This window comes from Rhizobium sp. NFACC06-2, assembly GCF_900101425.1.
GTDB classification, from domain to species: Bacteria; Pseudomonadota; Alphaproteobacteria; order Rhizobiales; family Rhizobiaceae; genus Agrobacterium; species Agrobacterium leguminum.
This window is the reverse complement of the sequence record NZ_FMVA01000015.1, coordinates 119,691-128,791: the sequence shown is the minus strand read 5'-3', so window position 1 is coordinate 128,791 and position 9,101 is coordinate 119,691. Positions and strand designations below refer to the sequence as shown.

General features: G+C 61.5%; 8 protein-coding genes. 7 read left to right on the top strand and 1 reads right to left on the bottom strand.

Going from position 1 to position 9,101, the window contains the following annotated elements:
• Positions 1–683: MFS transporter (locus tag F3H58_RS21885; protein ID WP_149743757.1), on the top strand; the 683-nt coding region annotated here is incomplete at its 5' end.
• 98 nt (positions 684–781) lie between these two features.
• Here the strand turns inward: F3H58_RS21885 and F3H58_RS21880 are convergent.
• The gene (locus F3H58_RS21880; RefSeq protein WP_149743756.1) at positions 782–1,870 is read right to left on the bottom strand and encodes a hypothetical protein; all 1,089 of its coding nucleotides are present in this window, start codon (positions 1,868–1,870) and stop codon (positions 782–784) included.
• A gap of 471 nt (positions 1,871–2,341) precedes the next feature.
• On the opposite strand from F3H58_RS21880, the gene F3H58_RS21875 reads away from it, so the two are divergent.
• The 6 genes from F3H58_RS21875 to F3H58_RS21850 all read left to right on the top strand — a co-directional run bounded on the left by F3H58_RS21875 (position 2,342) and on the right by F3H58_RS21850 (position 8,978).
• The gene (locus F3H58_RS21875; protein ID WP_149743755.1) at positions 2,342–2,851 is read left to right on the top strand and encodes a cytochrome P460 family protein; all 510 of its coding nucleotides are present in this window, start codon (positions 2,342–2,344) and stop codon (positions 2,849–2,851) included.
• A 181-nt stretch (positions 2,852–3,032) separates the two neighbouring features.
• Positions 3,033–4,778, top strand: a complete 1,746-nt coding sequence (locus F3H58_RS21870) for a cytochrome c biogenesis protein DipZ (protein ID WP_188129019.1) — start codon at positions 3,033–3,035, stop codon at positions 4,776–4,778.
• Between the two features lie 45 nt (positions 4,779–4,823).
• A complete protein-coding gene (locus F3H58_RS21865; protein ID WP_149743753.1) occupies positions 4,824–5,582 on the top strand; it encodes an alpha/beta fold hydrolase in 759 nt (252 codons plus the stop codon).
• 201 nt (positions 5,583–5,783) lie between these two features.
• Positions 5,784–6,830: an alpha/beta fold hydrolase gene (locus F3H58_RS21860; RefSeq protein WP_149743752.1), complete on the top strand. Its 1,047-nt coding sequence runs from the start codon at positions 5,784–5,786 to the stop codon at positions 6,828–6,830.
• A 94-nt stretch (positions 6,831–6,924) separates the two neighbouring features.
• The gene (locus F3H58_RS21855; protein ID WP_026372362.1) at positions 6,925–7,665 is read left to right on the top strand and encodes a response regulator; all 741 of its coding nucleotides are present in this window, start codon (positions 6,925–6,927) and stop codon (positions 7,663–7,665) included.
• Entirely contained in the window at positions 7,662–8,978 is a 1,317-nt protein-coding gene (locus F3H58_RS21850) for an ATP-binding protein (RefSeq protein ID WP_149743751.1), read from the top strand. The genes F3H58_RS21855 and F3H58_RS21850 overlap by 4 nt, the downstream gene beginning before the upstream one ends.
• The last annotated feature ends 123 nt before the right edge of the window (positions 8,979–9,101 follow it).

Here is a 9,101-nt window from a genome sequence, read left to right as displayed (position 1 = left end):
TCAGCGACTGGCTGGGATGGCGCATCGCCATGTCGATGACGGCGGGACTTGCCATAGTTGCCATGCTGCTTCAGATACTCAGCCTGCCGTCACTGCCGGCAAGCACAAGCAACAGTCTTTCCGATGTCCTTGGATTGACGCGGCGCCGCAGCGTTCAGCTCGGTATGCTTGCCATCCTGTTGCTGATGACGGGGCATTTTGCAGGCTCGGTCTATGTGCGTCCCTTCCTCGAAAAGGTCGCGCTTCTTGACACCACGCCGATTGCACTCGCCCTGCTCGGATTTGGCGTTGCCTCGGTGATCGGCAATGTCGTCGGAGGCCGGATGGCGGACACCAGTATCCGCCTCGCGCTCATCGTTACCGCCGCGCTGATGGCATTTGCGACGATTGCCCTCGTTATCCGGGGTGTTCATAGCAGCGCCGCATTCGCGCTCGTCGCGCTCTGGGGCCTTGCCTTTGGCATGGCGCCTGTGGTGCTGCCGACCAACCTTTCCCGCGGAGCACCCGATGCTCTGGAAGCGGCAGGCAGCCTGATGGTTGTTTCTTTCCAGGTGGCTATCAGTATCGGGGCGGTTGTCGGCGGCTATATCGTGGATTCCTACGGTGCCACTGCGCCGCTGGCGCTGACCGCGATCCTAGCGGCATCCACGGTCGCTCTAGCCTTGCTACAGCGTCGCGATTGACCCTGTCCGTGACGGCAGATACCTAAAACGAAAGTCCTGCCCGGAATTGGTCCGGGCAGGACATTTGTAAAAAGCCGATTTATTTGCCGTCGCTCTGGTTACTTGCGGTAGGAAAGACCACCCCAGATACGGCCTTCGTCTCTGTGTCGGCCGCCGTGTACTGCGCCGATATAAGCAGCGGCAGCGGAAACGAGTGCGGAAGCGGCCAGCAGGAACGCGGTCAGAATGCCTGCGACGCGCGCTTTTTCTGCGGCATCCGCAGCTTTGGCCTTGGCATCGTCCAATGCCTTCTGCGCATCAGCCTTCACGGCCTCGACCTGCTTTTGCGCTTCATCGACCTTCTTCTGTGCTTCCGCCCTGACGGCCTGCACACGTTCAACCGTCTGGTTCACGCGCGTTTGCGCATCGGTCTGGCTGATGTTTGTGCGGGCAGCGACCTGGTTGGCGAGCCATGTTTTGTCGGCATCAGATATCTCGCCTGTTGCCATCAGATTGCCGAGGATTCCGCTAATCTGGCGCTGATAGTCACCGGCGCTCTGTTCACCCGTCAGAGGGGTGGCAGGCGTATCGGTCCTCAGTAGCGTATCCGTGAAATAGTCGATCGGGTTGGTTCTCAGGCCTTGTGGAAGCATCTGCTCAATGCTGGGTGCTGCAGCCTGACCGGCTCCTTGCGCCAGACCACCGGCTGCACTGCCAGCGCCGGAAATGATGCCGCCTGCCAGTTGGCCAACCCCTTGAACGGCGCCGCCGACTGCGGAACCCGTGGCCTCGACGGCGGTCTGCGCCACGCTGCCGACAGCCTTGGCGCCACCGGACAGCACGCCGAGCGCGAGAAATGCCGAGACGACCGTCCCTAGACCCCATACAACCAAGCCATTCACACCATCGCGGACCGTCAGTTCGTTCCTGTCGGCCGCGCCGGCAGGCCGACGCATGCGGCCGGCAATATAGCCACCCAGCATGTAGGAGCCGACCATGGAAATGATGACGAAGAGCGCGGTTATGATGAGCCAGACTGTGCTGATCTCGCCGCCATCGTCGGCCGAGATCGAACTCAGGCCTAGGCCGCCCGCAAATGCGGTGAGGACTGCCATGGCGCCCGAGGAGATGACGGCACCGGCGAAAATCGCCGGCCAGTCCACATAGCTGCGGTTTGGATTTGTTTCGATACCCGTTGGATCAACCATCAGCGTAGCCCCAGCAATGAGAGAATGAACAGGACAACGACGACAAGGCCGACTAGATAAATGATGGAATTCATGCGGTATCTCCTCCGAAAGGATGACCAATCCTCCGCGTAGCGGGTGATTATATGCAGCGAGAAATGTGAGCCGAGTGCTCCTGCACCAAACTCATCGCACCCGAAAAAGTTTCACGACTTCTCGTTGTTTCGGAAGGATTTTGCGCAAATTCAGCCGGCGGGCGACGGTGTGGGCTCTCATGAGGAGGAGCCTGGTCACTGGGCGAATATGAGCCTTGGCGAGGAAATCCGGGCCCGAGATCGCAAGAGGGCGCTCGCCGGCCTTTAAGCGCGGCCTTGCCCCCGTGGCGGTGCGCACTGCTACGATTTGATACATAAGTGCCGGTTTCAGGAAACATGCCGGATACCTGCAGGGCAGATCATTACCTGATCTATTTCGGATCAGGCAGGGTTTCCCATGAAAAGCCAGATTTTCTTCGCCGTCGCCCTATCGGTTGCGGCAGCGGGTTTTGGAACCGTTTATTCAAGTTCAGCTGACACACCGCCGGAAAACGCCTCTCCCATCTACGGCGTCACTCTTCCTGACGGATATCGTGACTGGAGGTTCATCGCGCCCGCGCAGGAAGCGCCGCCGCTGGACGAGCTTCGCGCTGTTCTGGCAAACGATGTCGCCGCCAAGGCCTACAAAAGCGGAACCCTGCCCTTTCCCGATGGCTCGATACTGGTGAAGCTTGCCTATAAGCGGCAGCAATCCAAGGAGTTTCCGCCGGCCACGGTGCCGGGAGCGGCAACCACCGTGCAGGTGATGGTGAAAGATTCCAAGAAATATGCCGGCAGCCACGGCTGGGGCTTCGGGCGGTTTGTCAACGGCAAGCCGGTGGATGCCGCGCAACATGAGACCTGTCTCTCCTGCCACGAGGGCAACGTCAAGGACCATGATTTCGTCTTCACGCGCTATGCGCAGTGACAAATGACGGGGACATGCGGTTTCGCTTAAGCGGCCGTGCGCCGGTGGCGGCTTTTACACTCGATTACAAATTCACCGAAGCGCCGACACATCAGGGATACGTGAGGCCGGGAAATTGGCGCCATCGCCGGGTCGCCTTCGCCGCCCGGAGCCCCGAACTCCTGCCTGAAAGGAAAAGATGATGACGTTTCTGGTCATTGCCTATCTCGGAGGGGCGCTGACAATTCTCAGCCCCTGTATCCTGCCCATCCTTCCCTTCGTTTTTGCGCGGGCGGGGCAACCGTTTCTGCGCAGCACGCTGCCGCTGCTCGCGGGAATGGCGGCAACGTTTTGCGCCGTCGCGACGCTGGCCGCGGTGGGCGGCAGCTGGGCAATCAGCGCCAATGAATATGGCCGGCTCGCGGCTCTTGCGCTGCTTGCGGTCTTCGGCGTCGGGCTGCTCTCGCCGCGTGCGGCCAGCATCATCACCCGTCCGGTCGTCGAACTCGGCAACCGGCTCGCCAACGCCGCCGGCAAGCCCGGGGCAATGCCAACGGTTGCGGGCTCGCTGTTACTCGGCATCGCCACCGGCCTTTTATGGGCGCCCTGCGCCGGACCGATCCTCGGGCTCGTGCTGACGGGTGCGGCCCTGAAGGGGGCCAATCTGGAAACCAGCCTGCTGCTTGCCGCCTATGCCGCCGGGGCTGCGACCTCCCTTGCCGTCGCCATCCTCGTCGGCGGCAGGGTATTTGCAGCCATGAAGCGGTCTCTGGGTTTCAGCGAGCGGATCCGGCAGGTGCTTGGCGCGGCGGTGCTTGCCGGCGTCGCGGCCATCGCGCTCGGGCTGGATACGGGTTTCCTGTCGCAGATTTCCTATGCGAGCACGGCATCCTTCGAACAACGGGTGCTCGATCGGCTCCACACCGCCATAGCGCCCGAAGTGGCGGCGGCGGGCGTCAGCGCCGCCGCGGCACGGTCGGAGCTGCCGGTTGAGGGCAAGGCCCCATCCCTCGACGGTGCCGTGGAGTGGCTCAATTCCCCGCCGCTCACGCGTGAGCAATTGCGTGGCAAGGTCGTTCTCGTCGACTTCTGGACCTATTCCTGCATCAACTGCATCCGCACCATTCCCTATGTGCGTGCCTGGGCGGACAAATACCGGGATCAGGGCCTCGTCGTCATCGGCGTCCACGCCCCCGAATTCGCCTTTGAAAAGAAGATCGACAATGTCAGACAGGCCGTCGCCAGCTTCAAGATCGATTACCCGGTGGCAATCGACAATGATTACAGGATCTGGCGCGCCTTTGATAACAGCTATTGGCCGGCGCATTACCTGATCGACGCCAGGGGCCAGATCCGTTACCACCATTTCGGCGAGGGCAACTACCGGCAGACCGAAGAGGCGATCCAGGACCTGCTGCGCGAGGCCGGCAGCAGCGCCTCCGCCAGCGCACCGGTGAGCCCGCAGGCGACAGGAGCCGAAGCCGGTGCGGATATCGGGCACATGCGCTCGGGCGAAACCTATATAGGCTACCGGCAGGCTCGAAGCTTCGCATCCAACGAGGCGATGCGTGCAGACACGCCGCGCGACTACTCCGTCAAGACGCCTTCCCTCAACGAATGGGGACTTTCCGGCACCTGGACGATTGGCGCGGAGGCGGCCACACTTGATGCGGCTGATGGCGGCATCACCTATCGCTTCAGCGCCCGCGACCTTCATCTGGTCCTTGGGCCGGATGCAGCCGGAAAACCGGTTCGTTTCCAGGTCACCATCGACGGGCATCCGCCGGGTGCGGATCATGGGGAAGACACGGATGCCGAGGGCAATGGCGTCGTCACCTCAACCCGTCTTTACCAGCTCGTCCGCCAGTCCGGCGCCGTCGAAGCGAGAACCTTTACCATCCGCTTCCTCGACCCCGGCGTGCAGGCCTATGCCTTCACTTTCGGCTGATCCTGATTTTCCTCCCGTTCCCATCAAAACCAAAGGAGAAATATGATGCATCGTCGTCTCATGCCCAAATTCGCGCTTGCCGTCGCAACCGCACTGATCGCTTTTGCCGCACAGGCGGCAGAGGTGAAGAACATCGTCATCGTCCATGGCGCGCTGGCCGATGGTTCGGCCTGGCGCAGGGCGACAGACATCCTTGAAAGCCGTGGTTTCAACGTCACGATCGTGCAGGAGCCCATCACCTCTCTTGCCGAAGACGTGGCGGCCACCAACCGTGTTCTCGATCTCCAGCAGGGGCCGAGCCTGCTTGTCGGGCACAGCTACAGCGGGATGGTGATCTCGGAAGCGGGTAACCGGCCGGATGTGGCCGGGCTGGTCTATGTCGCCGCCTTCCAGCCGGAGAAGGGAGAGAGCCTTCTCGACCTCGCCGGCTCGAGACCACCGGCTGGCAAAGGCATCAAGCAGACGAAGGATAACGCATTCCTTTATCTCGATCCGGCCGCCTTTGCCCAAGATTTCGCAGCCGACCTGTCTCGTGAGGAAGCGGCTTTTATGGCAAAAAGCCAGGTCTTCGCTGCCAAGGCCGCCTTTGCCGCCAAGGCCGACGAACCAGCCTGGAAAACAAAGAAGAGCTGGTCGATCGTCGCAACGCAGGACCGCTCGATCAACCCCGATCTAGAGCGCGACATGGCCAAGCGCGCCGGCAGTGCGGTGACCGAGATTGCGGCAAGCCATGCGGTCTTTGCCTCCCAGCCCGAAAAGGTCGCAGACGTCATCGAACAGGCCGCCCGGCAATCCGCGAAATAAACCGCGCCCGCCTCGAAGTCTAACACAGCCGCCCCAGATACCGGGGCGGCTGATTGCGTAAGGAGCGCGGACCGAATGTATCAGTCTGTATCCGGAATGCCCCCTGCTACAAAACCATTCACATTCGTCCCCCTTGCGACACATCGAGGATACACGCACCGCGTTACCTGCCCGCATCCAACATGGACAGGAGAGACAGCAATGAATTCCGAGATCAATTTCCAGCGCCGCCGCTTCTTCGGCATTGCCGCAATGACGGTTGCCGCCGTCGAATTCGGGGCCGCAGGCCTTGCTCATGCCAAGGGCGAAGCGCCTTCGCCTCAGCCGTCAACCGAACGCGACGGAGCCACCTCCTTTGGCGCCCTGAAGCAGGTTGAAGCGGGCGTACTCAGCGTCGGTTATGCAGAATCCGGCCCCGCAGACGGCCCGGTCGTGCTGCTGCTGCACGGATGGCCTTATGACATCTACAGCTATGTCGATGTCGCACCCATCCTTGCATCGGCTGGATATCGGGTACTCATCCCCTATCTGCGCGGATATGGCACGACCCGTTTTCTCTCGGACGACACCGCACGCAACGGACAGCAGGCGGCGCTTGCTGTCGACATGATCGCCTTTCTCGACGCGCTCGGCGTGAAGCAGGCGGTCGTTGCCGGTTATGACTGGGGCGCTCGCACCGCCGACATCATGGCGGCGCTCTGGCCCGAACGTTGCACCGGGCTCGTATCGGTCAGCGGCTACCTTATCGGCAGCCAGGAGATCAACAGGAAGCCGCTTCCGCCCAAGGCGGAACTCTCCTGGTGGTATCAGTTCTATTTCGCGACGGAACGCGGCCGTGCGGGCTATGCCGCCAACACCCGCGACTTCGTGCGCCTGATCTGGCAGACGGCATCTCCGACCTGGAAATTCAGCGACGAGACCTTCAATCGTTCGGCCCCCGCATTCGACAATCCCGACCATGTGGCCATCACCATCCATAATTACCGCTGGCGGCTGGCACTGGCCGACGGAGAAGCCAAGTACGATAATTACGAGCGCCAGCTTGCGAAACTTCCCGTCATCACCGTGCCGACGATAACGCTGGAAGGCGACGCCAACGGCGCGCCGCATCCGGATCCTTCCGCCTACGCATCGAAGTTTTCCGGCAAGTACCAGCATCGCAACATCAGCGGCGGCATCGGCCACAACCTGCCGCAGGAAGCGCCCGAGGCTTTTGCCAACGCTGTTCTGGATGTCGCAAAGCTTTAAACTTGCCGAAGCCCGCGAACCGTTGTCTTACTGCATGTGACGCAGGGAACGCGGTAGCGGGCCACTCGAACCGTCCGGACGACGAAGGCATCCAATGGAACATATCGACCATATTCTCGTCGTAGACGACGACAGGGAAATCCGGGAGTTGGTCTCCAGCTACCTGAAGAAGAACGGCCTGCGCACCAGCGTGGCGGCCGACGGACGGCAGATGAGAAGTTTTCTCGACGGCAATACCGTCGATCTCATCGTGCTCGACGTGATGATGCCTGGCGATGACGGGCTGGTCCTATGCCGTGAGCTGCGAGCGGGGAAACACAAAGCCACGCCGGTCTTGATGCTGACCGCCCGCGATGACGAGATGGATCGCATTATCGGGCTCGAAATGGGAGCCGACGACTATCTGTCGAAGCCCTTCGCTGCCCGTGAGCTTCTTGCGCGGATCAAGGCCATCCTGCGCCGCACGCGGATGCTGCCTCCCAATCTGCAGATCAGCGAGGCCGGGCAACTCCTGACCTTTGGTGACTGGCGCCTCGACACGGTAGGCCGTCACCTGCTCGACAGGGAGGGCACGACCGTTGCCTTGAGCGGGGCTGAATACCGGCTTCTCAGGGTCTTCATCGATCATCCCCAACGCGTCCTCAACCGTGACCAGCTGTTAAATCTCACCCAGGGACGCGATGCCGAGCTTTTCGACCGGTCGATCGATCTTCTCGTGAGCCGCGTGCGCCAGCGCCTGGGGGATGACGCGCGCGAACCCATCTACATCAAGACGGTACGGGCGGAGGGTTATGTCTTTGCGGTGCCCGTGGAGATTTCGGAGCCGAGGATATGAACGGCCCGCGCCTGCTCGCCGGCTGGTGGCCGCGCTCATTGCGGTCCAGACTTTTCATCATCCTTTTTGCCGGCCTCGCCATTGCCTACGGCCTGTCGTTCAGCATCCTCTTTGCCGAACGATATATGTCGGCAAAGGCGGTCATGCTCGGCACTCTGGAGCAGGATCTGGCGGTATCGATCGCCATCATCGACCGGCTGCCTGCGGAAGAGCGGGCGCAATGGGTCCATCGCCTGAGCCGCAACAATTATCAACTCGTCCTTGGCCCCGGTCTTCCCGGTGTTTCCGACATCACCGGCCGCGGCGCTGAAATCGCGCAGAGGATCGAGGAAGCCGCGGGACACCGTTTTCCCGTCAGGGTCGAGTCCATTCCCGGCGACGGCAAGCGGCTTCAGGCGCACCTGACGCTATCGGACGGCTCCCCCCTGACAATCGACGTGACACCGCGCGGCGTGATGCCCCTGGCGGAATGGCTGCCTTATGTCTTCGCCGCGCAGATGGCGCTTCTCCTCCTCTGCACCTGGTTTGCAGTGCGACAGACGACCAGACCCCTCAGCGCGCTTGCTGCGGCAGCCGAAGCGCTGGATCCGGGGGAAAAGGGGTCGCCGATGAGTGAGAGCGGCCCAAGCGAAGTTGCCCACGCCGCCCGCGCGTTCAACGCCATGCGCGATCGCGTCGCGCAATATCTCGAGGAGCGTGTCCAGATTCTTGCGGCGATTTCGCACGACCTGCAGACGCCCATCACCCGGATGCGGTTGCGGGCCGATATGGCGGACGATACGCCGGAAAAGGAAAAGCTGGTCAGTGACCTGCGTGAAATCGAACGCCTGGTGCAGGATGGGATCGCTTACGCACGCAGCGCTCACGGCAATGGCGAGAAATCCTCCCGTATCGATCTGGCCTCTTTCATCGACAGCATTGCCTACGACTATCAGGATACCGGAAAAGCCGTAACAGTTGCCGGCATGGTGCGCGGCACCGCGTCGACAAAGCCACATGCATTGCGAAGGATCCTGACGAACTTCATAGATAACGCCCTCAAATTCGCCGGCAGCGCCGAGATTAAAGTGGACCGGCGTGGTGAAGGCACCGTGGTCATCACGGTGCTCGATCGGGGGCCGGGCGTCCCGGACGAGATGCTGCAAAATGCCATGCAACCGTTCTTCCGGATCGAAACATCGAGAAACCGCGATACGGGCGGAACCGGTCTCGGACTGGCGATCGCGCAGCAACTCGCGGGAACGATCGGCGGCTCGGTTCGCCTCTATAACAGGCAGGGCGGCGGGCTTGCGGCCGAGGTGGCTTTTCCCTGAGAGGGAAACGGGTCGACGATAACCAGTGACAAAGCGCCGATACTTTTCGATACAGTTTCGCAGTTTCCGGAAACATGCCGGATACGCTGATCCATCACAAAGCTCCTATCACGAAACGCCGCA

What these genes read in the sequence shown, in the direction of transcription:
- F3H58_RS21880 (WP_149743756.1), bottom strand. Translation starts at nt 1,870, where the DNA reads ATGGTTGATCCAACGGGTATCGAAACAAATCCAAACCGCAGCTATGTG.
- F3H58_RS21875 (WP_149743755.1), top strand. Translation starts at nt 2,342, where the DNA reads ATGAAAAGCCAGATTTTCTTCGCCGTCGCCCTATCGGTTGCGGCAGCG.
- F3H58_RS21870 (WP_188129019.1), top strand. Translation starts at nt 3,033, where the DNA reads ATGACGTTTCTGGTCATTGCCTATCTCGGAGGGGCGCTGACAATTCTC.
- F3H58_RS21865 (WP_149743753.1), top strand. Translation starts at nt 4,824, where the DNA reads ATGCATCGTCGTCTCATGCCCAAATTCGCGCTTGCCGTCGCAACCGCA.
- F3H58_RS21860 (WP_149743752.1), top strand. Translation starts at nt 5,784, where the DNA reads ATGAATTCCGAGATCAATTTCCAGCGCCGCCGCTTCTTCGGCATTGCC.
- F3H58_RS21855 (WP_026372362.1), top strand. Translation starts at nt 6,925, where the DNA reads ATGGAACATATCGACCATATTCTCGTCGTAGACGACGACAGGGAAATC.
- F3H58_RS21850 (WP_149743751.1), top strand. Translation starts at nt 7,662, where the DNA reads ATGAACGGCCCGCGCCTGCTCGCCGGCTGGTGGCCGCGCTCATTGCGG.